Here is a 25,787-nt window from a genome sequence, read left to right on the forward strand (position 1 = left end):
AGAACCAACCATTGTATTCGCCGGCCTGGCCGAGCGGGATGCAGCCGAGATGGGTGCACGAGCCGATCATGACGATCCAGTTTTCCTTGTCCTTGCCGGCCGAACGGTCGACGCCGGTCGCCTGCGCGTCGGACGGCAGGTTGGCGTTGCGCGCCACCGGGTCCTTCAGGTCGGAAAGCGGCACCTCATCGGCAGCCTTCACTTCCTCGGGCGTCCGGTTGCGGATGAAGATCGGCTTGCCGCGCCACTTGGCCGTCAGCGACATTCCCGGCTCGAGGCTGGAAACGTCAACCTCGATCGAGGCCAGCGCCAACGTCGAAGCATCCGGACGCATCTGGTCGATAAACGGCCATGCAACCGCAACGGCCCCAACCGCCCCCGCCATGCCTGTGGTGAGATAAAGGAAATCACGGCGAGTCGGCTCGTTTACGATTTCTTGCTCTGTGCTGTCTGTCACGCGTTGACCTTTCGACGCTTCAATCGATCGCTTCGCCGACTGGCGTCCCCTTGCTAAGCAAGCGGCTGCACGGCGATTATGACCTCCATAGGTCGAAGGGCGCTCCCGGTATTTGCGCTCCCTCAAAGATCGCTGCGCTCGCCCGACCGCCCTGGCAAAACAGCTCAACTTTCCCACGGTCCTTGCACGCAGGAGGAAGTGCAATTGAGACTATGCGTCTCCAAAAACGTGTGCTACGATTTTTGCCGTGGGGGAGCCGCCATGACCGATTTGATAGACAAAGCTCCGAAGGAAATCACTCCCCGCGGACGGCGGCGGGTCGAACTCCTTGCTTTCCTTGTCTTGGCCTTTGGAATCTGGCCGCTCGTCGCCGTTGGCGTCGTCGGCGGATACGGTTTCCTCGTCTGGATGTTCCAGATCATTTACGGCCCGCCGGGGCCGCCTGCGGGTCATTGAGGGCGTCATGCGGACAGAGCCCATCTCACGTCGAGCGTTGTTTTTCGGCCGACCCGCCAGGAGAAATATCGGAATCTGTCCTCCTGGGGCGACGGCCGAAAGCCTCAACGCGTGCACGGGATGCGGGCTTTGCGCCGAACGATGTCCGACCGGCATCATCCGGCTTTCGGACGGGATGCCCTCGATCGATTTCGCTTTTGGCGAATGCACCTTCTGCGGCGAATGCAGCTCGGTCTGTCCCGAACCCGTCTTTTTGACCGTGAAAGCCGATCGTTTCCCGCATGTCGCGGTAGTCGGCGATGGTTGCCTGGCGAAGCGCCACGTCGCCTGCCAGTCGTGCGGCGAATGCTGTCCCGAGCAAGCGATCCGCTTCCTCCCGCGGATGGGCGGCCCGTTCGTCCCGGAACTGAACGAAGCGCTCTGCAGCGGTTGCGGCGCGTGCCTCAGCATATGCCCGGTCAGCGCCATCGGCCTCCAGGCCCGCGAAATGGAGGCCGCCGATGTCTGAGCAGCCGCAGCGCTATCATATTTCCAGCGCGGTGATCGCGACGGTGCCGGCGCGAACCGAAGACGTCCTGGCTGCAATCGCCGGGATGGAGAATGTCGAAATCCATGGCCACGGCGGCGGCAAGATCGTCGTGGTGATCGAGGGAACGAATACGGGCATGCTCGGCGAATGCCTGACGCGCATTTCGCTGCTTGATGGGGTGATCACGGCGAGCATGGTTTTCGAGCACGTCGAGACAGAGGAGATGCGAAGCGATGACCGGAACACTGACGCGGCGTGACATCCTGAAGGCCCACGCCGCCGGCATCGCCGCGGCGACCGCCGGTATAGCACTACCTGCCGCCGCCCAGCCGGTCCCAGGCGGCGTCGAGGCGCTCGAGATCAAATGGTCCAAGGCACCCTGCCGCTTCTGCGGCACCGGCTGCGGCGTGATGGTCGGCGTGAAGGATGGCAAGGTGGTCGCCACCCATGGCGACATGCAGGCCGAGGTCAATCGCGGCCTGAACTGCATCAAGGGATACTTCCTTTCCAAGATCATGTACGGCGAGGACCGGCTGAAGACGCCGCTCTTGCGCAAGCGTAACGGCGCCTATGCCAAGGACGGCGAGTTCGAACCGATCACGTGGGACGAGGCGTTCGACGTGATGGCCGAGCAATGCAAGAAGGTGCTGAAGGAGAAGGGACCGACGGCCGTCGGCATGTTCGGCTCCGGCCAGTGGACGATCTTCGAGGGCTATGCCGCGACGAAACTGATGCGCGCCGGCCTGCGCTCCAACAATCTCGATCCGAACGCTCGCCACTGCATGGCCTCGGCGGCCTACGCCTTCATGCGCACCTTCGGCATGGATGAGCCGATGGGCGTCTATGACGATTTCGAGCATGCTGACGCCTTCGTGCTCTGGGGCTCGAATATGGCGGAGATGCATCCGATCCTGTGGACCCGCGTCGCCGACCGTCGTCTCGGTCACCCGCATGTCAGGGTTGCGGTTCTATCCACTTTCACCCACCGCAGCATGGATCTCGCGGACATACCGATGATCTTCAAGCCGGGGTCGGACCTGGCAATCCTCAACTACATCGCGAACCACATCATCCAGACCGGGCGGGTCAACCAGGACTTCGTGGATCGGCATACGCGGTTCGCCCGCGGCGTTACCGACATCGGTTACGGGTTGAGGCCGGATAATCCGCTGGAATTGAAGGCTGCCAATGCGACCGACCCGGCGAAGATGGAGCCAATTGACTTTGCCGCCTTCAAGAAATTCGTGTCCGAGTACACGCTGGAAAAGGCAGCTGAACTGAGCGGCGTTGATGCAGGCTTCCTGGAGCAGTTGGCGGAACTCTACGCCGATCCGGAACGCAAGGTCATGTCGCTCTGGACGATGGGCTTCAACCAGCATGTGCGCGGCGTCTGGGCGAACCAGATGGTCTACAACATCCACCTGCTGACGGGTAAGATATCGGAACCCGGCAACAGTCCCTTCTCACTGACCGGGCAGCCGTCGGCCTGCGGTACCGCGCGCGAGGTCGGCACCTTCGCCCATCGCCTCCCGGCCGACATGACCGTTACCAATCCCGAGCACCGCAAGCGTGCGGAGGAAATCTGGCGCATCCCGCATGGCATCATCCCGGAAAAGCCTGGCTACCACGCCGTTCAGCAGGACCGCATGCTGAAGGATGGAAAGCTCAATTTCTACTGGGTGCAGGTCAACAACAATATCCAGGCAGCACCCAACACGAGCAACGAGACCTGGCAGGGATACCGAAACCCGGACAACTTCATCGTCGTCTCCGATGCCTATCCGACGATCACGGCGATGAGCGCCGACCTGATCCTGCCGGCTGCGATGTGGGTCGAGAAAGAGGGCGGCTACGGCAATGCCGAGCGCCGCACCCAGCTCTGGCGCCAGCTTGTCCAAGCCCCCGGAGAGGGACGGTCGGACCTCTGGCAGATCGCGGAATTCTCCAAGCGCTTCAAGACCGACGAGGTCTGGCCCGCCAATATCCTCGACGCCAATCCGGAATATCGCGACAAGAGCCTGTTTGACGTGATCTTCCGCAATGGCGAGGTCGACCGCTTTCCCCTCAGCGAACTCGATGCCGACTACGACAATCAGGAAGCGAAGGCCTTTGGCTTCTACATTCAGAAAGGCCTGTTTGAGGAATATGCCACCTTCGGGCGCGGACACGGCCACGATCTCGCACCCTTCAACATGTACCACGAGGTGCGCGGGCTGCGTTGGCCGGTGGTCAACGGCCAGGAGACGCTCTGGCGCTATCGCGAGGGCTTTGATCCTTTCGTGAAACCTGGCGAAGGCGTGAACTTCTATGGCCAGCCGGACGGCAAGGCGGTCATCCTGGCCGTTCCCTACGAGCCGCCGGCGGAGGCCCCGGATGAGGAGTTTGACGTCTGGCTGGTGACTGGCCGCGTGCTGGAACACTGGCACTCGGGTTCAATGACATTGCGCGTTCCCGAGCTCTTCAAGGCATTCCCGGGTGCACGGGTATTCATGAACGCGGAGGACGCCCGCAAGCGCGGCATCAACCAGGGTGCGGAAGTACGGATCGTGTCACGTCGCGGCGAGATCCGGTCGCGTGTCGAGACGCGCGGGCGAAACCGCATGCCGCCCGGCGTCATCTTCGTTCCCTGGTTCGATGCAAGCCAACTGATCAACAAGGTTACTCTCGACGCCACCGATCCCATCTCAAAACAGACGGATTTCAAAAAATGCGCGGTCAAGATTCTCCCCGTCGCCATTTGAGGCGGCCTGATTGGATGCTGGTCACGGCGGGTATTCTGCTTTTCGTCGCGACGGCCACGATTGCCCAGGTATTGCCGGAGGCGGCACCGCAACTGGTCGGGCGAGTGCCGTCGATGGCGATCGGCCCGGCGGCGCCGCTGCCGAAGTGGATCGTGGATGACCGCCGCAGGATGCGCGCCTATCCCGACCAGCCGCCAGTGATCCCTCATTCGATCGAGGGATACGAGCTCTCGGTGAACGCGAACCGATGCCTTTCCTGCCACAAGCGCGAGTTCACCCAGGACTCCGGTGCGCCGATGATCAGCGTGACACACTACATGACCCGTGACGGCCAGATGCTCGCGGATGTCTCGCCCCGGCGCTATTTCTGCACCGCCTGCCACGTGCCGCAGGCGGACGTGCGTCCGCTGGTGAACAACCTGTTCAGGGATATGAGCGAAATGGGCGTCAAGCCTGCCGGAAGCGAGTGACGCCGATGATCTCATGGATCAAGAAAGCGATTGTCTGGGCCTGGTCGATCCTGACGACGCCTGCGGCCACGATTGGGCTCGGCGTCCTGACGCTCGGTGGTTTCATTGGTGGGGTGATGTTCTGGGGCGCGTTCAATACGGCGCTGGAACTCACCAATACCGAGAAGTTCTGTACCTCCTGTCATGAGATGCATGACAATGTTTACCAGGAACTGTCTCGCACGATTCACTTCTCGAACCGCTCAGGCGTCAGGGCCACCTGTCCGGACTGTCACGTGCCGCATCAATGGACCGACAAGATCGCTCGCAAGATGCAGGCATCCAAGGAGGTGTGGGGCAAGATATTCGGCACGATCAATACGCGGCCCAAATTCCTGGAGAAGCGGTTGGAGTTGGCACAGCACGAATGGGCGCGTATGAAGGCCAACGACAGCCTGGAATGCCGCAACTGCCACACCGCGGTGGCAATGGATCTGCAGAAGCAGACGCAGCGCGCTGCCGAGATTCACACCCGATATCTGCTATCTGGACAGGCAACCTGTATCGACTGCCACAAAGGGATCGCCCATGAGCTTCCAAACATGGAAGGCGTCGACCCCGGCTGGAAGATGCCGAAAGAGCTGGAAGGCAATGCGATGACGAGATCGACGCCGATCGAGGATCTGCAGGATGCCATAGCCAGAGCGCATGGATCCGCTTCCTCGCAGATGGTTGATTGATCTGCCGCGGAAACCGCACGCGAAGTGGCCATTCATTGGAAGGACGGCAAAAGGATGAGACCGCCTTCCGCGGAGTGGCTGACAGCCGAACACGATCGCGGTGAGGACCTCGCCCTCCCCCCTGAGAGGAAATGTTTTATCGGTCGTTCTTCTTCACGTGGCGTGTAACCACACGGGCGCGATCGAACGAGATGACAGTCGCCATTCAAGCACCGTTCGAATCACCGGCATTTTGACGACACTGCGACGGATCGGTTCATTCGGTGGACAGATAGGGCGGCGGCTGGTTAGCGTAGTACCGGGCTGCCTCTTCAATCTCTTCGGGCGTCATCGCGCGCGCAACGTTGCGCATCTGACTGCTGATGTCGTTCTGCCGCGAGCCAGATACGAAGGCCTGGAGCTGGGTCTTGAGGTAAAGTTCGGACTGGCCCTCGAGCCACGGACTGCCCAGCTTGTTTTCAATAGTGCCATGACACGAACCACAGGGCGCGATTCCTCTCGTTGGCGCGCCGCTGATCACGATCCGCGGGGCCGGATTGGCCCCGGCGGGATGAAAGCCCGGCAGTCGCGGCAAGAAGGCGTAGTATGCAGCAAGATCCTGCATGTCCCGCTCGGTCAGTTTTGCCGTGAACGGGCTCATGACAGCATTGACACGAACGCCGTCCTTGAAGTCGCGAAGCTGTTTATAGACCACGCTCGCATACTGGCCGGCCAGATTAGGGGAGTCTGCGCGGCTTACGCCTGTGGGGCCGTGACAGATGGCGCACTGCTGCGCAAGCGTGGCTCCTCTGCCTATCGCCTCCTCGTTGCGAGTTCGCGAAACTGCGGTTGCAATCTTCACAAGAGAAGTCTTGTAACCTGGCTGCACGGGTTCAGAAGCTTCTCCGCGCTGCGGCAGCCCGGCGGCCCGGCAGATGGTATCCCATAAGCCCACCACCTGCTCCCTTGCGTCAAGGCGCGGAAGCAGCACAAAGCCCAATAGCGCGGCGACAACGAAGATTGCGGCTGTGACGAAGACGCTGGTCAGCGTCCACCGGTTCCGAAAGCTGGTCAGCCTGTCGCCGTTCATCACCTTTCTCCCACATATACCGCTGGCACGGAGGTGTCATTGCGTATGGCAAGTTGAAGGATCGGATATCCATAGTTCGTGATCGTCAGTGCTACCATCAGGCCAACCCAAAGACCGTAGCTGTTCAGGGCCGCAGGAACTCTGGTGGTAGGATGGACGGCCAGCGCGAACCGATACTCCTCCGGCTGGCTCGGCGAAGCGAGATGCGAGCGGATAAGAACGACCAGGAAAAGAATACCCGAGGCAACGAGTATGAACCCGCCAATTGCCGAGAGCACGACCGAAACCGCCTCGTTCGCAAGCGCCGGATCGGTATAGTCGAAGAAGGACATCCGGCGCGGCATGCCGAGGATCCCGACATAGTGCCATGGGAAAGTCGTCACGATCATTCCGATGAACCAGAGCCAGAGCTGAAGCCTGACCAGACCAAGGCTGACGAGAGGACGTCCCGTCAGATGGGGCCACAGGTCATAAGCGATGGCGAAATACATTATGACGATCGCGCCGCCGAAAATGAGATGAAAGTGTCCGGTGATCCACTGCGTGTTGTGGATCGACGTGTCGAGCTGGTAGCTCATGTTTATGAGCCCCCCGGCCCCGCCGAAGCCGAGCATGATGAAGGAGAACGTCACCGCCAGCATCATGGGGTTGCGCCAGGGGAGCGCAGTCAGCCAGCCGAAGGCGCCCCTGCCCCCTCGCGCACGCGCCGCGATTTCCACAGACGCCAGTATGGTGAAGACGGTCAGCAGCGTTGGAAGTGCGACCAGGGCGGTGAAAGTGGAATGGATGAACTTAAAACCTGCACCGACCTGAGGGTCGGCGAAGGCGTGGTGGATGCCGATCGGCATGGCAACCACGAGAAAAAGGATGAACGAGATACGCGCCATGCTGTCGCTGAAGACGCGACCGCCGATCGCCCGCGGAACGATCGTGTAGTAGGCGATATAGGTCGGCATGAGCCAGAAATAGACGATTGCGTGCAATGTCCACGAGAAGAACACGCGCGCAAGACCGGCGTCGATCGTCGATTTGAACCCGAGCGCAACCGGGATGATTTGCAGGAGTAGCTCCAGGGCGGCGCCGACGGCGGTCCATGCCCATAGATACGAGCCGGCCACGTTCGCAAACATGGCGAGTGGCACTGGAGCGCCCGGATTGGCCCTTTTCCAAACTCTCAGATTGATGGACATGAGAGCCACCCAGATCCAGGAGCCGACAACGACCATCACCACGCCGATATAGTAGAGCGCGCTTCCGATCAAAGGCGGGTAGAAGGTGTAAAGCACCGACGCCCGACCAAGGGACACGGGGATCATCGCGATGACAGCGCCGACCGCAATCAGCCAAAAACCGGTCCAGGCCCAGCGGACTCCAACGAGGGCCTGCTTCAGGGAAGCCTCGCTGATCGCATAGCCGAAGGCCATTGCGACAAGCGTTGGGAACACATAACCCATCACCGTGCCATGAGCGGTCAGGGAACGGTAATACCATTCAGGATTGCTGATCCAGGGAGAGAGCGGACTGCGGACGTACATCTGCCAGGCGCCGAGCGGCAAGGCAAGGCCAAAGGTCGCGAAGGCGAGCCAGAAGTGCGCCAGAATTAGCCTGCGATTATGGAGCACAGGAAAGCCTCCTCTTGTCCGCAATTTCCGAAAGGAACTGCTGCTTGTCGACGGCCTTCACTTTCGCCCACATGCCTTCATGGCCAACACTGCAGAACTCCTGGCATGGCATGAGGTGTTCACCGGGTTGGTCGAAGCTGGCCTTCTGAACCGATACGTAGCCAGGAACGAGCATCGTGTTGATGTTGGTGCCCTGGATGAGGAAGCCATGCACGACGTCGGCGCTGGTGGCCCTGAAGGTAACCGGGGTCTGAGTTGGAACGACGATGCAGGGCGGGGAGAACGAATACTGCTGGCCGATCGCCCTTACCGTCACGGAGCCATCCTGCTCCACCGCGCTGCCCAGATTGGATTCAATGAACTCGCCCTGGAGATGGATCGTGGTCGGGTCGATGGTTTCGACCGCTGTCTGCGGCATGGTCGCCTGATGTATCCCGGCGAACGCCGCCATCCCCGCCAAAAACACAATAATCAAGATCGCAACGGTCGCCCAGCGCCGTTCGACGCGTTCAGCGACCGCCGCCGCTTCGTTGTGAACATCGCTCATCAGACGCTCCGGGGCACGAACACAAGCAGATAAAACAAGACCCACATTGCAACGACGGCGGCGGTCGCAATCCCGGCCACAACAACTGCTCCTCGTGGCCCTTCAGCGACAATGCGTTCGACCATCCGGTCGTCGGGGATATGGGCAGGCTCGTCAGGATTGATCATGTCGTCCTCATTGCAGTGGAGCAGATCGAAGCTTGTTCGCCTCGGCGGCGCTGACCGGGGTGCCACGGTTGCCCCATGCCGTCCTGATATATGATGCTACCGCGGCGACCTCGTCGTCGGAAAGCGTGACGGCAAACGGCGGCATGCCATGCGGCATGGGGTTCTTGGCGGTAGCCGGCGGATATCCGCCGTTAAGAACCATGCGAATACCATTTACGGCCGATTCCATCTGGATCGACTGGTTTCCGGCTAGCGGCGGGTAATGAGGAGGCTTTCCTTCGCCCTCAGCCCCATGACAGCTCGCGCAGTGCTTGTCATAGACGGTCTTCCCGAGACTGATGAGGAGGCTTGCTTCTTCGGTCCTGACGGAAGGCTTTGGCGGGGAAGGTTCATCCTGCGCAATGCTTTTCAGATAGACGGCCATTGCGCGCGTATCCTCGTCGGTCATGTACTGAAGACTGTTGTACACGACCTCGGCCATCGGCCCGTAGACCGCTCCGCGCGTCGATATTCCCTTCTGCAAGAGATCCGAGATCTCCTCGATCGACCAGTCGCCCAAGCCTGCTTCCTTGTTCGATGTCAGTGATGGAGCATACCAGTCCTGCATCGGAATCAAGCCGCCCTGAAATGCTTCGGACTCGCGACTCCCGCCGAGTGCGTTGATGGGCGTATGGCACATGCCACAGTGGCCAAGCCCCTCCACGAGATAGGCTCCCCGGTTCCACTCGTCGGACTGCTTTGGATTCGGCTTGAACTCGCCCTCATTGAAGAAGAGGGTTCGCCAGCCGAGGATCAGAGACCTGTTGTTATATGGGAATTGCAGGTCATGCGGCCGGTTCGTCTGGCGCACGGGCGCAATCGTCTTCAAATAGGCGAAGATCGCATCGCTGTCGTCGCGCGTGACCTTTGTGTAGGAGGCAAAAGGCATCGCCGGATAGAGGAGACCGCCGTCCGGGAACCTTCCGCTGTGCATGGTCCTGTAGAAATCGTCCGCCGACCATTTCCCGATGCCCGTTTCGGCGTCGGGCGTGATGTTCGAAGTATACAACGTGCCGAAAGGCGTCGGCATCGAACGACCCCCAGCAAATAATTTGCCCTCGGGCGCCGTATGGCATGCGACGCAGTCCCCGGCTCGCGCCAGATACTCTCCCTTTTTGACGACATCGCCCGATTGCGGCGACTGTGCGGCAGCCGGCACCAGCGTTGCGGCTATCGCCACCATCGATGACACGACAAGAGCGGTTGATATTCGAAAACGCGCGCTCATGGCGTCCTCCCCTTCTCGGGCTGGCTGCCGCACGCAAAGGGCAACGAATAAGAGCCGGCGGCAGATGGCGCAGGATCGGCGGGCTGAGCCTGATTGGCGAGATAAGCTGCGACAGCTCGAACATCGTCTTCCGTCAAACGTCCCGCGACGAGCTGCATGCAGTCGGGCGCAGTGGCCGTGCGTGTTCCATAGCGCCATCCTCCGAGCTGAGCGCTAATGTAACTGGCGCGCAAGCCGAGGAGGCCGGGAATGCCAGGCTCCTGGCCAGTCAGGGAGCCGCCATGACAGCTCACGCAGGCCGGAATAGAGCGGTCCAGGTCGCCCTGCGTCACAAGCGCGTGCCCGTGATCAAGCACTGCTGCGCTGGCATCCGTTGGCGGCTTCTCGGGAAGCGCCGGCCGCTGATCGGCGAAATATGCCGCAAACTGCCGCAGATAGTCGTCCGTCAGGAACGCGAGGAGATAGTTCATCGGCGGATATTTCCGCCTGCCCGATTTGAACGCTTCCAGCTGGTTGTAGAGATATCCGGCGGGCTTGCCCGCAAGCCGTGGGAAATACGGATCGTTCGTGCCCTTTCCCTGCTCCCCGTGACAGGGTGTGCAGGCCTGGACACGGTCGGCCATGTCGGGAGGATAGGCCTCCTCAGCAGACGCCACCGCGCCCAGGAGGCTTAGACAGCTTGCAAGGAAAACCCCTCGTACGAACACCAGCGTCACCCCACAGCATCGCACTTAGCTAAAAATCGTGATGCGATAGGATATCGCGCGAAGGCGCCTGTCAAGTGTGCCGAGGTATAGCTTTTCAGTGGGCGGTCGGTCGGCTAGTCAAAGGACTTGGTCAAAGCACCTTTGTCGCTTAAGGGCAGAGTTTCTTTAGCTGACTTTGCCAACGAAGCCGCGCTTTCGATTAATAACCTAGCACGGGCAAGCCCATGACGATCGGCGTCGGCCTTTCCGGCTGCCGAGATGGCAAGCCGTAGAGATGTCGTTGACGACACGGCGTACCCCGAAGACGCGTTCCACGGCTGCCTCGGCAGCGCTTCGTGTTGATCCTGCGAGGTCGACGTCGCCAGGATCTTTGTGTTCCGTAGTGGAACTGCTCAACAAATCCCAGTTTGGGCACTGTTTCACTGCCGAGAGCAAGCTTACGCCATTGATCTATCCGACCACGCCACTCACAAGGCAGCGAAATGAACACGAAAGATGCCCGCGCTTGCGCCGCCTTCCCTCCAGGACCACGGTCGAATAGGGGTTCAGGATAGAATCATCCGAGACCAAACAAATGCCGGATCCTTGCCGATACCGACGACGCATGTTGCAGAGGAGAAAGATGGTTCGCCATGTGCAAGCGCTCCTCCGCTTTCGACCGCGCGGACAATAGCATCGCCAGTTCTTCCGCAATGGCGGGACGTTCTCGCATGATCACGCCGAGCCGCTCCTTGGGAATCTCATATACTACGGCGGCCGTGATCGCCTTGATATCGCCCGGCTCCAGTGCACCCATCAGCACCCCGCGCTCACCGAAGACGTCACCCGGAGCAAGGCGTTCAAGCTCGATGGTTTGGCCATCCTCAATCTCCTCGACTGTCATCACACCGCTTCGAAGGATCATCAGCGACGTCAAAGAGGTGTCCCGATGGGCGGCGATATCGCCTTCCTTGAACGACAACCTGTTCATAGCGGAGGCCAACTCTTCTCGTTCCTCGCTTGTGAGAGAGGAAAACAGAGAAATCGCATCCAGAAGACGACGCCTTGACGTTTGACGTGGGACACTCATCTCGGGTGTCTCCTGGGTGAGGACTACCCTGGTAGCTCCTCCGTCGGAGGCAAGCTGAAGACCTGACGCCTCGGTGTGACGAAAGACGAGATCGTATAATTCGTTTCGAGCACGAGGCAGTTGACCGCGTTCCGACACCCGAAATGACAGTTCGATCTCCAGATAATTCGCATCCATCGCCGTAAAATTCGCGGTGGGAGGGGGCGTTTTCATGATCGCATTACTGCTCAACAGTACACGTTCCATGGTCTGGAGGATTACTGATGGCGGCTTGGTCGGGGCCAGCTTGAATTTCAAGGTTGAGCCGTGTGTGTTGTCCGGACTACTGATGTTGACGATCCGGCTCTTGGCGAGGACGCTATTGGGCACAATGATGAGGTCGTTGGTGCCGCTAAGGAGTTCGGTGGACCGCCAGTTGGTTTCCACAACGCTTCCTTGCGTGTCGTCTTCCAATCTGATCCAGTCACCTACGGACAGGGGCTTTCCGAGATTCAGCGCAATGCCGGAAAAAACATCGTTGAGGGTACTTTGCAAAGCCAGACCCAAAACGATAGCGAACACACCGGAGGTGGCGATGAGGGTGCCCACTGGTAAACTGAAGACGTATGCGATGATGCTCAACGCGGCGCCAAGATAGACAATCCCGACTACCAGGTCCTGCAGAAGTCGCCCTTCCCTCGGTTTCCGTTCGAGTGTCAAAAACGTGCGGACCAAACTGGCAAGGAGCATCGCTCCTCCGATCCACCAGATCGCTTTGAGGATCCCGGAGCCGATTCGATCAGCCACAGTTTCCGCAGTTATATCAGGCGCATACGGCGGAATTCTATGGTAAAGGAGCAAAGCCGTTAGGGCGACGAAAAATACGATGTTGGCCGCGAGCCGTCCAACTACGCGATCGCCCGTCAATGGCGTCGCGAGCATTCTCAGAAGAACGAGGATGGCAAACTGGACAACAGGCTCTTTCAGCAGACTGGCGAACTGATCTGAATACGATAGCATCAACCGTGACCTTGTCTAAAATCTCAGCCCGTCGCGAACTTCTCGACCTTTCTGATTTCAAAAGCACTATTCCCTCGCGCACGCAACTGCGTCGCAAGTCTGCGGCCCCGGCAACACCATCCGGGACCGCGGAAGCCACCATGAACCTGCCCAAGAAGACCAAGCCGTCCCCGGGGAGAGAGCCACGAAAAAACACGTCGGCAACGCCGCGACCTGCGACACGAAGTGGAAGAAGGCGAACAACACCTCGACCGCCGGCGGCAAGATTCTGGGGCTGGCAAATTGCGAAGCCCACTCGGTCAGTCTCCTCGCCAACACGCCAGCCATGTGCCGTCGATATGCGCGAAGTTAGACACGATATATCCGCCGAGAGAGGTGGCGACTGCTGCTGATTGTTCGGTGGCAGAACTGTCGCTGTGGAAGGAGTGAGTGGCTAGCCATAGCTGTGCATATACTCGTCTTCTTCGAAATCCTCGAAACCTTGGGACCAGCGCTTGCCGGGCCAGATATAGTCCACTCTCCCTTCCACGGGGCGGTAGACGGCAGTGTAAAGCGTCGGAAAGGAACCGTTCCTGGAATACAACGGCGGTAAAAGAAATAGATCGGTCAGTCGCGAGAGTGTCATGGTTGGATCATCGATCGCCTGCTGAATCAGATGCTGGCGCGCCAATGATGACGATGAGGGCCTGGCGGTTCGCTGATGGTTCGTGCAGGCCTTCAACCTGGTAACGATCGGCCGCTGGTGGGGAGCGAGCAGCACTGTGGCGTAGTGCCCTGAACGGTCGAGGACGGTCACGTTTTGTGGGAGCGCTACTGGTATTCGGCAGAGCGTCGCCACCGCCTGACTTACATCGTGGCAAGTTTCGAGGATGTAGCGGATGATCAAAATGATCGAGAAGCCAAGTCCTTGAGCACGGCTGCCGCCAAGGGTGACACTGGCGACAAGTCCGTCCTCGTTCATACCATCGACACAGCCTCCCCAGGGCCGCTGCGCCTTGCAGATCACCCGCATTCCCGACCAGGCTGTGATCTCAAATCGTTCCGAAACAATATCGGGTGGGTAATCGAAATTGCGGATGAGGGCTGGCCCTCCTCTTCCCAACCAGACGGCCTGACTGCAGCCGTGGCGTTCTGGCGCAGGACGGAAGTGACTGAGCATTCGATGCGCCACGTCATCGTCGCCAACGAGGTCGCACGCGCGGTCGTAGTGGAGCGTCAATTTCGGCATGTAATTCACCAAGGCCGCGCGGCAATCCTTCGCCGTTGGCGTCGGTGATGCTTGACGGCCGAAATACCATCGTTCTGCTTCCGCTCGCCCAGCAACGAACCGGGAAAGCCAAGCCTTTCCGGGGCGATCTTCCCGTTCCATGAGAAATCTCTTGAACATTGTGCAGCTATTGTAACCCGCTGCAAGCGGTGCGGCTACGTCGCTCTATTGCTCTAAACAACAACCGATCGTTCGGCTCTGCTGCGGCGGCAACTCGGCGTAGTCACCCGGTTCAAGTTCAGGCTGCACCCGCCAGGCCCGGTTGTCCGGTCGCGCGCCGCTACAATTGGAAAGGAGGATTTTGGGCGGATATCACAGATGAGGCGATTGATTCGTGGCCCGGTTGAAGATTGGCGGCCCCATTGCCGAGCTGTTCGAGGGTGGCGTCGGTTCCGCCTTTAAAAGGTCGAGGGCGACGACATCACAATCACCCCGAAGCTTACTGTTCAAACAGACGCACTTAGACGATCTCAGTCGCGAGCTGTGCGTCCAGAACGGTCATGCCCCCATGTCGCGCAAGTGCTTTCCGGATCTGCCCTACGATTTCCCGTTCGGCCTTGATGCGTCGCCGCATCAAGCAGAAGAACGATCGCAGGAGATATCCGATGGCATCCCACGACAGCCTGCAGTCGCCGTTCTTCAAAGCCAGCAGGACGTCGACAACCTCTTGCGCGGCATCCATGTCGAACAGGCGTTCGGTGGATCTTCTATTTTCGGCCTCCACGCGATCATGGTCCGGCATGATTGCATGCAGTGACGCAGAAACAACATGTTCCTCCAGGCCATGGGTTGCCTGGAGCAGCGGGATCAGGCCGCCCGTCACGGTATCACACAGCCTCTCGTCTACGTGGCAGGGAAGAAAATCGGCAATCGCTTCCAGAAGGTCGCACCACGATACAAGCTGCCCGTAGCAGGCCTCGAGCTCGGCGAATTTGTTCGGCATTTGCATGATCGCCATCTACCTTTGCAGAAAGAGGCTTGCGGCGATCGCAACGGCGGCAAGGACGGCTGACACGACGCCCGTCCGCTGCAGGACGCCCATGCGGTAGAGCGTGATTGCGAAAATGACGATCACAGGGGTGGCTATGGAAAGTCCGATCTGGGCGTCGGTCATCATGTTCTCCTTTGAAGCGGACCATAGGCCGGTCGAGAACAGACGTCTTTGAGATCGATCAAAGAGACAACAGCAGGCCCGGAAGCGACGGAAGGAGCAAGAAGAAGTGGGGGAACGGGCTGGCTACTCAATACGAAATGCCAGCCTTTGCCGTCCCGGATATCGTCTAGGACGCCACCAAGGTCTCATGTCTTGGTAAACAAAACCTTGCCGACAGGATTGACCGTTGATGCGAGGACCCTGGGGTTTTTGCGTTTCCTCAAAGAAGAAAGCAGATCCATTGCCTATCGAGGGCGCATGACCTCGACGACATCAGACGATCTCGCGGAGCCTGGAACTGGCGACCTGCTTGTTTGGATTCTTGCCTGGAGCGAACTGGCCGCGTTCGGGGCTCTCCTGGCTGCGTTTGTGATAGCCTCCTGGATCAGTCCGGAGGACTTCCTCGCAGGCAGGGCCAGGCTGGACACCACCATACCCATGGCAAACACCGTCGTCCTGCTTGCAAGCGGCTGGTTTGCCGCAATGGCCGCCCGGCAAACGAGATTGTTGGAGCGGCGGCTATTGTTGCTCGCAGCTGCGGCAGGAGGGTTCCTCTTCACCACCCTGAAGGTCCATGAGTACGGTCAGGAGGGAGCGTCCCTTCTTTCAAACGACGCGTTCTCGACGCTCTATGTGCTGATAACCGGTTTCCACCTGGCGCATGTGCTCTTCGGCTCTTGCGTGCTCGCCCTGATAGCTCGCTTCCCTTCCCGTGAGAACGTCCACCTGATGACGACCCTGTGGCACGTCATCGACATTGTGTGGCTCGTAATGTTTCCGCTGGTCTACCTTCTATGAAAATCGAAAACCGGACTTCCGCACGCCCCACCAAGGCGCTTGCCTATCTCTTCGCGCTCACCGGATGCATTGCCATCGGATCGACCTATCTGGGCGTCGCATCAAGACCGGCGTTCATGGCGCTTGTGGTCGTTGTTGCGATCGCAAAAGTCCGGTTGGTTGCTGCCGATTTCCTTGGACTTCGCGGTCGCCCTTCGCCGATTTACCCAGCCTTGATTGCATGGGCGATGACCATCCTATCCATGGCATTGCTGAAGACCCTCGCTTCGGGCACGTTTTTCTAGATCGCACTGGTCCAGAGCAGACAAAGCAATCCGTCGAGCGCGGCAAGGTAATCGGGTCGGTGCCGGCGCAGGTGCCCCTCGCAATGACGTGACGCTATTTTGCTATCGACGGAGCGGGCTTCGACGTCTTCCCGGTGTCCAGCCCGGCAACGTTGGTCTGTCGACATCCGGCTGCCTTTCTATGACGCCCGCCGCCGAGCTCAGACCTCACCAACAATGCGTAATCCTTCGCTTACTTGCGAATTGACAAAGACCCCCCGGCGGAATTCGGCCATCCACCAATAACGAGCCCCTGGCTCGATTTCCGACGTCACGGCGGCACCGCCACTGACATGAAAGGATGATCGATGGCTGAACGCCTGACCAAAACCGCGGCCCGAAACGTGTTCTACGGCGGGTCCGCTTTCTTCTTCGCTATATTCGTGGGCCTTACGGCCCACAGCCACTATTACATTCGAACGGTGTCCACCAACGAGGCGACCCTGACAGAAGGCGTCGCCCGCGGAAAACACATCTGGGAAAAGAACTCCTGCATCAACTGCCATACGCTTGACGGTGAAGGCGCCTACTTCGCGCCGGAACTGTCGAACGTCTGGATACGCTGGGGCGGCGACAAGGATCCGGCAAGTGCCCGCGAGGCGCTTCATGCGTGGATGGCCGCTCAGCCATCAGGCATCGAGGGGCGCAGGCAGATGCCGCAATTCAATTTGACTGACCAGGAGGTCAACGACCTTGCCGATTTCCTCGAATGGGTCAGCAAGACGAACACCCAAAACTGGCCACCGAACCAAGCCGGCTGACAGGAGAGGTTTTTAAGATGAAGTACAAAACTCAGAGCGTTGCGATGCTCTACTTCTACGGAGCGCTCGGCCTCTTCATGGCACAGCTCCTGTTCGGCGTGATCGCGGGCACAATCTACGTGTTGCCCAACACTCTCTCCGTCATGCTGCCTTTCAACATCGTTCGAATGGTACATACGAACGCACTGATCGTATGGCTGCTCATGGGCTTCATGGGCACCACATACTTCCTCCTTCCCGAGGAGTGCGAGACGGAGCTTTACAGCCCGAAACTCGCAAAGGCGCAGTTCTGGATCTTCCTCGTGGCCGCCGCAGTGGCGGTCGTCGGATACCTCTTCCATATTCACGAAGGCCGGGAATTCCTGGAGCAGCCCTTTGCCATCAAGGTCGGTATCGTCATTGTCGCCCTGATGTTCCTGTTCAACGTCACGATGACGGCTCTCAAGGGGCGCAAGACCACCATCACCAACATCCTTCTGTTCGGTCTATGGGGCGTTGCAATCTTCTTCCTGTTCGCCTTCTACAACCCCGTAAACCTTGCGCTGGACAAAATGTACTGGTGGTACGTCGTTCACCTGTGGGTCGAAGGCGTGTGGGAACTGATCATGGCCTCGGTTCTGGCCTTCCTCATGATCAAGTTGAACGGTATCGACCGCGAAGTCGTCGAGAAGTGGCTCTATGTCATCATCGGCCTGGCCCTCTTTTCAGGCATCCTCGGCACCGGCCATCACTATTACTGGATCGGCGCACCTGGATACTGGCAGTGGATCGGCTCGCTGTTCTCCACTCTCGAAGTCGCACCGTTCTTCACCATGGTCGTCTTCACCTTCGTCATGACCTGGAGGGCTGGACGCAAGCATGAGAACAAGGCGGCCCTCCTCTGGTCGATCGGATGTTCTGTAATGGCCTTCTTCGGGGCCGGCGTCTGGGGCTTCCTGCATACGCTGTCGTCGGTGAACTACTACACCCACGGCACGCAGGTCACCGCCGCTCACGGTCACCTCGCCTTCTTCGGTGCATACGTGATGCTGAATCTCGCCGCCATGGCCTACGCCATCCCGCAGATCCGCGGACGCGCGCCATACAACCAGTGGCTCTCGATCAGCAGCTTCTGGATCATGTGCGGGGCGATGTCGGTCATGACTTTCGCGCTGACCTTCGCGGGCGTCATCCAGGTTCATCTGCAGCGCGTTCTCGGTCAGTCCTACATGGACGTCCAGGACCAGCTCGCCCTCTTCTACTGGGTCAGGCTCGGCTCCGGCGTCTTCGTCTTCATCAGCGCGCTGATGTTCATCTGGTCGGTGCTTGTCCCCGGACGCGCACGCATGCCCAATGCAGCAGTACAGCCCGCCGAATAAGGCGGGCCCCCTCACTGGAGATCAGTCATGACAATAGCCCTCAATCATCCGCTGCATCCAAAGGACGAAATTCCCTACTATGCGCCTCAGGGCAATGAATGCGCCCTTTTCGAAAGCGCCTGGACGCGGCAACTTCCGGTCCTGCTGAAGGGCCCGACAGGATGTGGCAAGACCAGGTTCGTACAGCACATGGCAGCCCGCCTGGGGCTGCCCGTATCGACCGTATCCTGCCACGACGACCTGACCGCGGCAGACCTGACCGGTCGCTACCTCCTGAAGGGAGGCGAGACCGTATGGATCGACGGCCCGCTCACAAAGGCGGTTCGCAACGGTGGCATCTGCTATCTCGATGAGATCGTCGAGGCGCGCAAGGACGTGGCAGTGGTCCTCCATCCGCTCACCGACGATCGCCGGATCCTTCCCCTGGAAAGAACCGGCGAGCTTCTCGAGGCACAGTCGGGCTTCATGGTCGTCGTTTCGTACAATCCCGGCTACCAGAACCTTATGAAGGCGCTGAAGCCCAGCACGCGGCAGCGTTTCGTCTCGATCGAATTCGACTTTCTGCCGCGGGACAAGGAAATCGCCACCGTCTCGCGGGAGAGCGGGCTTCCTGAAGCCAGGGTCGCGTCTCTCGTCGATCTCGCCCGACGGCTCCGCTCGTTGAAGGGACAGGATCTCGAGGAAGGCGTTTCGACCCGGCTCCTGATTTATTGCGCGACGCTTGTCGAGGCCGGAATTCCCATGGTCGAAGCCGTCAGGGCCGCAATTATTGAACCACTGACCGACGAGGCCGATGTCAAGGCGGCGCTCGTTGAAGTTGCCAAGGCGACGATAGGCTAGGTGCGAGATGCTTGAGTTTCTGGAGCTGGAAGAAACCGTTGGACGCACCTGGCATCGCCTCGTAGGCGATACCAGCTCCTGGAAGCGCCATCCGGAGCATGCTGTCCATCTTGCCGACCTAAAGGCGCAGCTCGCGGTCTGCTTCCGCGCCTTTGGTGGTGGGCGCACGCTTCAGATCCAGAAAGCGCGCCAGAAAACCTCGTCTCATCGTCTGCGGCTTCGCCAGGTTGTCGGTCTCGGCGAGGAAAGAAGCGATCATCCATCCTGGGATAGTTCCGCGATCCATCTACCGGCCACGATCGACCTCTTCCACGACGAGAGGCTCAATCGTGACCTCTACTTCTGGCTCGCGGGATATATCGCTGTCGCACAGATTCCGGGGCCGGCGTCCAGCGACAGGATGCTGGGCGACATCGCCCGGATCGAGGCGGGGCGCAGCAATTGTGCGCGGTTGGTCAGGGAATTCCCCGGAATGGCAGAGCGATATGCCCGCCTCAGCCATGCGGTCCTTTCCTGCCGCGTTCGCGGGAAACTCCCTCAGGCAGAGATGCTTGTTGAAGATTTCGTGAAGAGTGCCCTCTCCTTCCCCTTGGAGCATGTCCTCCCGTCGGGGTGCCGGCCCGCTCTTGCGGCGGCTCCTCCCGGATACCTGCCGATGCTTCCCGTTCCCCTCTGGCCCGACTTCACCGGGCGGGCGGAATGCCAACCGACCGACCGAGACGACCTTCCATCCGACGACACATCATCTGATGACGATGGAAAGCGAGTTTCTCACGAGGCAAAGCGAAAGGACGATGCCGCCGACCGAAAGCGCGACCCGTTTATTCTCAACCGCTTCGAGAAGATCCTCGCCATGGCGGAAATGGTCAATGTAGACCGCCCGACGGACGACAGGGAGGACGACGAAACGTCGGCTGCCGACGAGCTCGACGACATCACGCTCAGCGGAACCAAGGAGCGGCCGAAGTCAAAGTTCCACTTCGATCTCGACCTCTCCCCCGAAGCCGTTGATCCTTCGCGAATAGAAGGCGAGTTGCTCTATCCGGAATGGAATTTCAGAACACAACAGTACGCTGAAGACCATTGCCGGGTCGTGCTCGGGACAATTCAGGACACGGAGATTTCCCCGATTGCAGGCGACCAGTCCGTGATCCGGAAGGTACGCAAGCAGTTCGAGATCCTTCGGCCACGACGTGAGATCTGCCGAGCACAGTTGGACGGAAACGAAATCGATCTTGAAGCGGTGGTGCGCTCGCGCATCGATCTTCTGGCCACCGGTTATCCCGATGACCGCATCTACGAATCTTCGCGTCCTGCGGCCCATGAGCTGGCCACATCCATTTTGGTCGACGTCTCGCTATCCACGGATTCGTGGCTCGACAATCGGCGGGTGCTCGACGTGGAGATGCAGGCGCTTAACGTGCTGGCTCGTGGGCTCGACGCCTGCGGCGACAGCTTCGCGATCGACACGTTCACGTCTCGCCGACATAGCTGGATCCGGGTGGACAGTGTAAAGCGCTTCGAGGAGCAGTTCTCCGCCACGACCGCCAGGCGCATCGCCAGCTTGAAGCCCGGCTATTACACCCGCATGGGCGCGGCCATCCGACACGTATCTAAGCAACTCGACTTACAGGGGGCAAGGAAGAAGCTGCTGCTGATTCTGACCGACGGAAAGCCGAACGACGTGGATCATTACGAAGGCCGGTTCGCGCTCGAGGACTCCCGGCGGGCGGTGATGGAGGCCCGCAATCGCGGCCAGGCAGTGTTTGCGGTCACCGTCGACCGCAATGCTGGCGATTACCTTCCCGCGATCTTCGGGCGGTCGGGCTTCTCGCTGGTCTCAAATATTGCGAAGCTTCCGAGCGCTCTTCCTGTGATCTATCGAAACCTGACGGCATAGCGGGACTACGATCACTGCCAGGGGCTTATGTGCGGGCGTCTGTGCTGGCGATCCAGGCGGTTCTTTTGGCATTGGGGGCCGACGTCGAGGCTGAGGGGCTGGGAAGATTTCCGGCGGCGCTCGCGCGCAAGCCAGGCGCCCTTGGTTCTGCGACTGGTCGCCCGCAAAAGGGGCGCCGGACAGGAGCATCGAAACAACGACGTTGCCATCTCGCGGACCATCCCATGTCACGCCGACCGTTTGACGAACGATGCCGCCTTCTGGCGGCGAGTTTCACCGAAACTGGCTCACCGCGAACTTCCGTCCACGAGATGCTGCGCGACAGGATTGAGATGGGCAGGCTGGCGACGGTGCTCGCAAGTGGAGCCTGGTCGCCACCCTGCCAATGGCGGCGAGCGAGACCCCCAGAGATTGCCGGCAATGGCGGATACGGTCTGGCGGGTTGCGTCTGGCCGAAACCGTCCCGGCCAGCAGAGAAGGCGAAAGGTCAACACCCCATGAAGAAGCGGGCGCGACCAGCTTAGGCTGCCTTGCTGTGAGACCGTCCCAAGGACCCGAAATAGGCGTCGAACGCGGCAGCAACCGCCCTGACCATAAAGCGGGAGCTCCTTGAAACGACCACCCGGCCCTCCTCTATCGTGACTACGCCGTCCGAGACAAGCGCCTGCAACCGGTCGTTTCTGTCGAGCAGAAAACCGCTCTCGTATCCTGATTCCTCGGCCAGCTTCGGCAGATCCACCTCGAAGTCACACATCAGGCGCTCGATCACTTTGGCACGAAGCTTGTCTTCCCCGGTTAGCATATAGCCTTTCGCCGTGGGCAAAACACCGGATGCGACCCGTTCAGCATAGCGGCCCAGCGCCACGTGATTTTGGTAGTAACCGGACGGCAGCCTTCCTATCGCGGAGGCGCCAAGGCCGATCAAGGTGGCACAGTCATCCGTGGTGTAACCTTGGAAGTTCCTGTGGAGGGTGCCGGCGCTGGAGGCGACTGCGAGCTCGTCACCTGGCAACGCAAAGTGATCCAGGCCAATGCGGACATAGCCACAGTTGACAAGTTCCTCCGCCACCGCCTCGGCCTGCTCGTTTCGCTGCGCGGCATCCGGCAACGCGGCTTCATCTATAAGCCGTTGATGCTTCTTGAAGGCCGGGACATGAGCATATCCAAAAACAGCGAAGCGCTCGGGGCTCAATTCGACTGCCTGTCTGACCGTATCCACGCACGATTGGACAGTTTGATGTGGCAGGCCATAGATCAGGTCGAAATTGATGCTCGTCACCCCGAAGGAGCGCAACCCTACGACGGCTGCCTGGGTCTGGCCAAAGGTCTGGATGCGGTTGATGGCCTTCTGTACGACGGGATCGAAACTCTGCACGCCGAGGCTGGCACGATCAACGCCGTTCTCTCCCATCGCCGCGATCATTTCTGGCGCGAGTGTGCGCGGGTCGATTTCGACGGCCACGCTGGCGTCGTCCTCGAACTGAAAGGCGCTCCTGAGTTTCATCATGAGCGCCGCGAACTCGTGGGGCTTCATGATCGTGGGTGTTCCACCTCCGAAGTGGACGTTCTTGACCGGCACATTGTTTCCGGCCGCAAACGACACCAGTTCGATCTCCTGGCTCATGACGTCGAGATATTCCAGGATCGGTGCGTCCTGCCGGGTGATGGTCGTGTGGCAACCACAGTACCAGCACATCGAGCGGCAAAAGGGCACGTGCAGATAGATCGAGACAGGGTCCGAGGCGGATATGGCTTGAAGCCCTTGCGCGTATTCGTCAGGTCCAACTGTCGCAGCGAATGCCGGTGCGGTTGGATAGCTTGTGTAGCGCGGGAGTCGGGCGTCGCCGTATTTGGCGACCAGAGCTTCCGACATGTCGATCTCCTTTCTTGAGGATCATCGCGCTCTTATGTCTGCCCGCCGCCTGCATTTCCTTGTCATATGTCAATGAAAACGAATTCGCACGGGTCAAACCTCCTCGATGTTTGTTCGCTGTCAAAGTGCCCCAATCCGCGCAAGCCTATCGTTGCCAACTGACAACGGATGCGCCGCGGTCCCGTCGATCATCATGCCAGCGGCTGAAGGAACAATCACATGACTGACGCGCCCTCCACGCAAAGCGAAATCACGCATATCGACGTGCGTGTACTGCCGCCATTTGAGCGTCATCCCCAAATCTTCGGCACGCTGCATACGCTGACGCCTGGAAAGGTTTTGCATATCACCAGTGATCACGAACCCCGGCCGCTTCAATACCAGCTGGAAACGGCACTTCCTGGAAAGTTCTCCTGGGAATACCTGGAGCAGGGGCCGGAGGTCTGGCGTGTGGAGATCACCCGTCTCGACGCCGGCTGCGACTGCTGCTGCGGCAGCCACTAGCACCGGAGAAGCACGATGATGCCAATGGGCGCCAGTCTGTCGCGATGGACCATGTGCTACTTCGGCGCAGCGCTCCTCTTTCTGCTGTTTGCGGAGGTTCTGCTTTCAACAGGAAGCTGGGCGCCATCCGTCGACGTCAGCGATCCTCGCGCCCTGATCGTCGTGCACTCTGTAACGATTGGATGGCTTGCCCTCTTGATGATTGGCGCGCTGCTCCAGTTCGCACCGGTTCTTACGGGGTTGAGCCTTCCCAAAGGACGGTACGACGTCCTTGGCCTCGGCGGCATCGTCGCCGGGCTTGCTCTTCTGCTGCTGGGCTTCCATTTGATCGACCGTGGATCCGAACTCGCGGGCGGGGTGATGCTCGCTGCGGTCGCCACTCTGGCGCCTTCGCTTTCCTGGGTGGGAACTGCGTTGCTGCTGGTGCTGTGGCGCGGTCGCAAAAGCCATCCGGCATCGCCCCTCGTCCTGATCGCAATCGGTTGCCTCGCGGCAACAGCCGCCCTCGGCTCGCTCTTTGCTGTCACCGTTTCGGGTGTCTCCCAGGCACCGGTTTTCATCGTCCTTCTGCTCCATGGGGTTCCCTTCCACGCAAGCTTCGGCCTCGGGGGGTGGATGACGTTGGCGGCCATCGGCGTAAGCTATAAATTGCTCCCGATGTTCCTGTTGTCCGACGACATGAAGCGGGCGCAGCTTATCGCCAACATGGCTGGCGCGAGTATGGTCGTGCTGGCGGTGGCGACTGCGATTTCACTGACGTGGCCGACCGTTTCCCAATGGTTGCTCGCAGCGGCAGCAATAGTGTTCGCTGTAGCGATCGCCATATATGTACTGGAGTTGATATCGGCCTACAAAGGACGCCGCCGCGGGCCTCTGGAGGTGAACATGTCCGGATCACTGCCGGCCTTCACGCTACTCGGACTGTCAATGTCGATGCTCGCGACAGGCCTCGCATCCAATGTGGGGAGCCATTTTCTCGCAGCCGCGGTCTACCTGTTCGTCTTTGGCTGGCTGACGGGCCTGGGTCTTGCCCAATTGCTCAAGATCGTTCCCTTCCTGACGTGGATCGAGGTCTTCGGCCCCCTCCTCGGACGCCGGCAGACGCCGCGTCTCTCCGATCTCGTATCGGGAGGCCGGGCCGCGATCTGGCTTTGGCTCTTCTACGGCGCGGTTGTCGTCGCGTCGTTTGCAATATCTTTGGCTTTTGACGGCCTTTTCCGTGTTGCCGTCATCCTCCAGACCTTCTCGACCGCTGCTCTCATCATCGAGCTTGTCCTTGCTCGCTCACTCGCAAATATAGATGCTTCGATGAAGACAGCACCATTCAAAAAGCCGGCGCTTCTTTTCGCCGTTAATCAAAGGGGTAACGCCAATGGTTCAGCTTCGTGAACTCGACGTACGTCAGATCCTGCGGGACGGTGGGATGCCGTTCCAATTGATCATGGATACCGTCTCCAGCCTTGATCCTGGCGAGGGACTTAGGCTCCATGTGATATTCCAGCCGGTTCCCCTGATCCGTCAGCTCGAGCAGCGGGGCTACTCGCACGTCGCTCGAAAGCTTTCGGACGATGACTGGGAGATCGATTTCGTCCCCGGCGACCAAGCTGTCGAACCTGAGCCGGCGGCCCCGGCGACGGAAGCCATCTGGCCCGATCCGGTTTGGAACCTCGATCTAACCGACCTTCCGCCTCCCGAACCGATGGAGCGTATCCTCGCGCGGCTCGAGACGATGGAAAGCGGCGAAGTCCTTTTCGCCCTGCTGAACCGTGAACCGGTTTTTCTCTTCAATGAGCTGAAGGACCGCGGCCATGAGTGGATCGGGAACTTCGACGACAGCGGAAAGGTTTACAGGATCATGATCAGAGCGACGCCGGCAGGTTCGGATGGCTGATCTCTCTGCGAATATGATCCTCGACGTGCTCCGGGGAATCAAGGACCCGGAGGTAGGAACCAGCATCGTGGACCTCGGTCTCATCTACGAGATAGATACCGACCCCACAGGCATCGTAAGGATCAAGATGACCACGACCACGCGCTTCTGTCCGGTATCGGGCTTCATCGTCGAGGCGGTAAAGAACCGTGCCGCCGAGGTCGACGGCGTGATCGATGTCGTTGTCGATCTCGTCTACGATCCTCCATGGTCGCCAGACATGGCCGTGCTGTTTTCATTCGAGCAGCCAGCCTGACGACG

Annotated in this window: 28 protein-coding genes; 16 read left to right on the plus strand and 12 right to left on the minus strand. The window is 59.7% G+C overall.

Annotation, left to right across the window (positions count from 1 at the left end; translation table 11 throughout):
- On the minus strand, nucleotides 1–385 hold a 385-nt coding region (gene petA, locus IB248_RS11530), incomplete at its 3' end, for a ubiquinol-cytochrome c reductase iron-sulfur subunit (RefSeq protein WP_246779233.1).
- 333 nt (nucleotides 386–718) lie between these two features.
- Between petA and napE the strand changes: the two genes are divergently transcribed.
- The 6 genes from napE to IB248_RS11560 are packed head-to-tail and all read left to right on the plus strand — an operon-like array spanning nucleotide 719 to nucleotide 5,372.
- Entirely contained in the window at nucleotides 719–913 is a 195-nt protein-coding gene (napE, locus tag IB248_RS11535) for a periplasmic nitrate reductase, NapE protein (RefSeq protein ID WP_062368223.1), read from the plus strand.
- Nucleotides 914–920: 7 nt separating this feature from the next.
- Complete coding sequence (locus tag IB248_RS11540) at nucleotides 921–1,421, plus strand: ferredoxin-type protein NapF (protein WP_192240805.1); 501 nt, start codon at nucleotides 921–923, stop codon at nucleotides 1,419–1,421.
- Nucleotides 1,414–1,701: a chaperone NapD gene (locus IB248_RS11545; RefSeq protein WP_192240806.1), complete on the plus strand. Its 288-nt coding sequence runs from the start codon at nucleotides 1,414–1,416 to the stop codon at nucleotides 1,699–1,701. Before IB248_RS11540 ends, IB248_RS11545 begins: the two co-directional genes overlap by 8 nt.
- On the plus strand, nucleotides 1,676–4,183 hold the full coding sequence (gene napA / locus IB248_RS11550) for a periplasmic nitrate reductase subunit alpha (RefSeq protein ID WP_192240807.1): 2,508 nt from the start codon (nucleotides 1,676–1,678) through the stop codon (nucleotides 4,181–4,183). The genes IB248_RS11545 and napA overlap by 26 nt, the downstream gene beginning before the upstream one ends.
- A complete protein-coding gene (locus IB248_RS11555; protein WP_062368227.1) occupies nucleotides 4,150–4,653 on the plus strand; it encodes a nitrate reductase cytochrome c-type subunit in 504 nt (167 codons plus the stop codon). Before napA ends, IB248_RS11555 begins: the two co-directional genes overlap by 34 nt.
- Nucleotides 4,654–4,661: 8 nt before the next feature.
- A complete protein-coding gene (locus IB248_RS11560) occupies nucleotides 4,662–5,372 on the plus strand; it encodes a NapC/NirT family cytochrome c (RefSeq protein ID WP_112644740.1) in 711 nt (236 codons plus the stop codon).
- Nucleotides 5,373–5,628: 256 nt separating this feature from the next.
- Here the strand turns inward: IB248_RS11560 and IB248_RS11565 are convergent, their stop codons facing one another.
- The 10 genes from IB248_RS11565 to IB248_RS11610 all read right to left on the minus strand — a co-directional run bounded on the left by IB248_RS11565 (nucleotide 5,629) and on the right by IB248_RS11610 (nucleotide 15,200).
- Nucleotides 5,629–6,441, minus strand: coding sequence for a c-type cytochrome (locus IB248_RS11565; protein ID WP_192240808.1), 813 nt, complete (start codon nucleotides 6,439–6,441; stop codon nucleotides 5,629–5,631).
- Nucleotides 6,441–8,063, minus strand: coding sequence for a b(o/a)3-type cytochrome-c oxidase subunit 1 (locus IB248_RS11570; protein ID WP_192240809.1), 1,623 nt, complete (start codon nucleotides 8,061–8,063; stop codon nucleotides 6,441–6,443). The genes IB248_RS11565 and IB248_RS11570 overlap by 1 nt, the downstream gene beginning before the upstream one ends.
- Complete coding sequence (locus tag IB248_RS11575; RefSeq protein WP_062368230.1) at nucleotides 8,053–8,610, minus strand: cytochrome C oxidase subunit II; 558 nt, start codon at nucleotides 8,608–8,610, stop codon at nucleotides 8,053–8,055. The genes IB248_RS11570 and IB248_RS11575 overlap by 11 nt, the downstream gene beginning before the upstream one ends.
- On the minus strand, nucleotides 8,610–8,777 hold the full coding sequence (locus tag IB248_RS11580) for a hypothetical protein (RefSeq protein WP_018856232.1): 168 nt from the start codon (nucleotides 8,775–8,777) through the stop codon (nucleotides 8,610–8,612). Before IB248_RS11580 ends, IB248_RS11575 begins: the two co-directional genes overlap by 1 nt.
- 7 nt (nucleotides 8,778–8,784) lie before the next feature.
- Entirely contained in the window at nucleotides 8,785–10,044 is a 1,260-nt protein-coding gene (locus IB248_RS11585; protein ID WP_192240810.1) for a cytochrome c, read from the minus strand.
- Complete coding sequence (locus IB248_RS11590; protein WP_246779234.1) at nucleotides 10,041–10,709, minus strand: c-type cytochrome; 669 nt, start codon at nucleotides 10,707–10,709, stop codon at nucleotides 10,041–10,043. The genes IB248_RS11585 and IB248_RS11590 overlap by 4 nt, the downstream gene beginning before the upstream one ends.
- Before the next feature lie 598 nt (nucleotides 10,710–11,307).
- Nucleotides 11,308–12,819, minus strand: coding sequence for a mechanosensitive ion channel family protein (locus tag IB248_RS11595; protein WP_192240811.1), 1,512 nt, complete (start codon nucleotides 12,817–12,819; stop codon nucleotides 11,308–11,310).
- 433 nt (nucleotides 12,820–13,252) lie between these two features.
- A complete protein-coding gene (locus IB248_RS11600; RefSeq protein ID WP_192240812.1) occupies nucleotides 13,253–14,206 on the minus strand; it encodes a C45 family autoproteolytic acyltransferase/hydolase in 954 nt (317 codons plus the stop codon).
- A gap of 340 nt (nucleotides 14,207–14,546) precedes the next feature.
- Nucleotides 14,547–15,035 carry a hypothetical protein gene (locus tag IB248_RS11605; protein ID WP_192240934.1) on the minus strand — a complete coding sequence of 163 codons (489 nt, stop codon included), beginning with the start codon at nucleotides 15,033–15,035 and terminating at the stop codon, nucleotides 14,547–14,549.
- Between the two features lie 9 nt (nucleotides 15,036–15,044).
- The gene (locus IB248_RS11610) at nucleotides 15,045–15,200 is read right to left on the minus strand and encodes a hypothetical protein (protein WP_018856222.1); all 156 of its coding nucleotides are present in this window, start codon (nucleotides 15,198–15,200) and stop codon (nucleotides 15,045–15,047) included.
- Between the two features lie 297 nt (nucleotides 15,201–15,497).
- Here IB248_RS11610 and IB248_RS11615 point away from each other — a divergent pair, with 297 nt between their 5' ends.
- From IB248_RS11615 to IB248_RS11640, 6 genes are all read left to right on the plus strand, one after another.
- A complete protein-coding gene (locus IB248_RS11615) occupies nucleotides 15,498–16,037 on the plus strand; it encodes a cytochrome c oxidase subunit 3 (protein ID WP_192240813.1) in 540 nt (179 codons plus the stop codon).
- Nucleotides 16,034–16,321 (plus strand): hypothetical protein, encoded by a 288-nt coding sequence (locus IB248_RS11620; protein ID WP_192240814.1) that lies wholly within the window; start codon nucleotides 16,034–16,036, stop codon nucleotides 16,319–16,321. Before IB248_RS11615 ends, IB248_RS11620 begins: the two co-directional genes overlap by 4 nt.
- Before the next feature lie 347 nt (nucleotides 16,322–16,668).
- Nucleotides 16,669–17,121, plus strand: coding sequence for a cytochrome c (locus IB248_RS11625; RefSeq protein ID WP_018856218.1), 453 nt, complete (start codon nucleotides 16,669–16,671; stop codon nucleotides 17,119–17,121).
- Between the two features lie 17 nt (nucleotides 17,122–17,138).
- The gene (locus IB248_RS11630) at nucleotides 17,139–18,479 is read left to right on the plus strand and encodes a cbb3-type cytochrome c oxidase subunit I (protein ID WP_018856217.1); all 1,341 of its coding nucleotides are present in this window, start codon (nucleotides 17,139–17,141) and stop codon (nucleotides 18,477–18,479) included.
- Nucleotides 18,480–18,506: 27 nt separating this feature from the next.
- Nucleotides 18,507–19,319, plus strand: coding sequence for a CbbQ/NirQ/NorQ/GpvN family protein (locus IB248_RS11635; protein ID WP_062368241.1), 813 nt, complete (start codon nucleotides 18,507–18,509; stop codon nucleotides 19,317–19,319).
- Nucleotides 19,320–19,326: 7 nt separating this feature from the next.
- Nucleotides 19,327–21,219 carry a VWA domain-containing protein gene (locus tag IB248_RS11640; protein WP_192240815.1) on the plus strand — a complete coding sequence of 631 codons (1,893 nt, stop codon included), beginning with the start codon at nucleotides 19,327–19,329 and terminating at the stop codon, nucleotides 21,217–21,219.
- Nucleotides 21,220–21,739: 520 nt separating this feature from the next.
- Here the strand turns inward: IB248_RS11640 and hemN are convergent.
- Nucleotides 21,740–23,092, minus strand: coding sequence for an oxygen-independent coproporphyrinogen III oxidase (gene hemN / locus IB248_RS11645; protein WP_192240816.1), 1,353 nt, complete (start codon nucleotides 23,090–23,092; stop codon nucleotides 21,740–21,742).
- A gap of 219 nt (nucleotides 23,093–23,311) precedes the next feature.
- Here hemN and IB248_RS11650 point away from each other — a divergent pair, with 219 nt between their 5' ends.
- From IB248_RS11650 to IB248_RS11665, 4 genes are read left to right on the plus strand one after another with little or no spacing between them, the layout of a single operon-like run.
- Complete coding sequence (locus IB248_RS11650) at nucleotides 23,312–23,596, plus strand: DUF2249 domain-containing protein (protein ID WP_062368245.1); 285 nt, start codon at nucleotides 23,312–23,314, stop codon at nucleotides 23,594–23,596.
- Between the two features lie 15 nt (nucleotides 23,597–23,611).
- A complete protein-coding gene (locus IB248_RS11655; protein WP_192240817.1) occupies nucleotides 23,612–24,985 on the plus strand; it encodes a hypothetical protein in 1,374 nt (457 codons plus the stop codon).
- Entirely contained in the window at nucleotides 24,969–25,487 is a 519-nt protein-coding gene (locus IB248_RS11660; protein ID WP_192240818.1) for a DUF2249 domain-containing protein, read from the plus strand. Before IB248_RS11655 ends, IB248_RS11660 begins: the two co-directional genes overlap by 17 nt.
- On the plus strand, nucleotides 25,480–25,782 hold the full coding sequence (locus IB248_RS11665; RefSeq protein ID WP_192240819.1) for an iron-sulfur cluster assembly protein: 303 nt from the start codon (nucleotides 25,480–25,482) through the stop codon (nucleotides 25,780–25,782). The genes IB248_RS11660 and IB248_RS11665 overlap by 8 nt, the downstream gene beginning before the upstream one ends.
- Nucleotides 25,783–25,787: the final 5 nt, after the last annotated feature.

The sequence above is a fragment of the Rhizobium sp. RHZ01 genome, from assembly GCF_014851595.1.
GTDB classification, from domain to species: Bacteria; Pseudomonadota; Alphaproteobacteria; order Rhizobiales; family Rhizobiaceae; genus Rhizobium; species Rhizobium altiplani.